The following is a 592-nucleotide window of genomic DNA, read 5'->3' as shown; positions in this document are numbered from 1 at the left end:
CTCGCGGCCTGCGAAGCGGCGATGAGGATGTCGCAGGGCATCGCCGCGGCAGCCGTCGCCGATTACCGTCCGGAAGTGGTGGCACCCCATAAACTGAAGAAAGACCCCAGCACTGGCGATGGCCTGCTGCTGCAGATGGTGCGCAACCCGGACATCCTCGCCACCCTCGCAGGCCGTGCGGATCGCCCGTTCTGCGTCGGCTTCGCCGCGGAGACCGAGAATCTTCTCGAATATGCCGCCCGCAAGCTGCGCGACAAGAACCTCGACCTGATCGTCGCCAACGACGTAGCCAACCCCAGCATCGGCTTCAACAGCGAAGACAACGCGGTCAGCGTGATCGACCGCCAACAGCACGAAACCCGCTTCGGCCAGGCCAGCAAGGGGCATATTGCCCGTGCGCTGGTGGCCTTCATCGCCGAGCGCTACAAAGAGTCCTGACATGCACGCACTCCAAGCCAAGATCCTCGACCCGCGCCTCGGTCGGGACTTCCCACTGCCCGAATACGCCACACCCGGCTCGGCCGGTCTCGACCTGCGCGCCATGCTGCAGCAGGACACCGTCCTGGAACCCGGCCAGACCCTGCTGATCCCC

Annotated in this window: 1 protein-coding gene and 1 pseudogene; both read left to right on the top strand. The window is 65.5% G+C overall.

Features of this window, described 5'->3' with window-relative positions; all coding sequences use genetic code 11:
• A partial coding sequence (locus ACU8YC_RS25715) for a phosphopantothenoylcysteine decarboxylase domain-containing protein (protein ID WP_446896066.1) occupies nucleotides 1–438 on the top strand: 438 nt, incomplete at its 5' end.
• Between the two features lies 1 nt (nucleotide 439).
• A pseudogene (locus ACU8YC_RS25710) lies at nucleotides 440–592 on the top strand (dUTP diphosphatase); the annotation flags it as partial.

This window comes from Citrobacter sp. VF227 (genome assembly GCF_052950715.1).
This window is presented reverse-complemented; position numbering and strand designations above follow the sequence as displayed.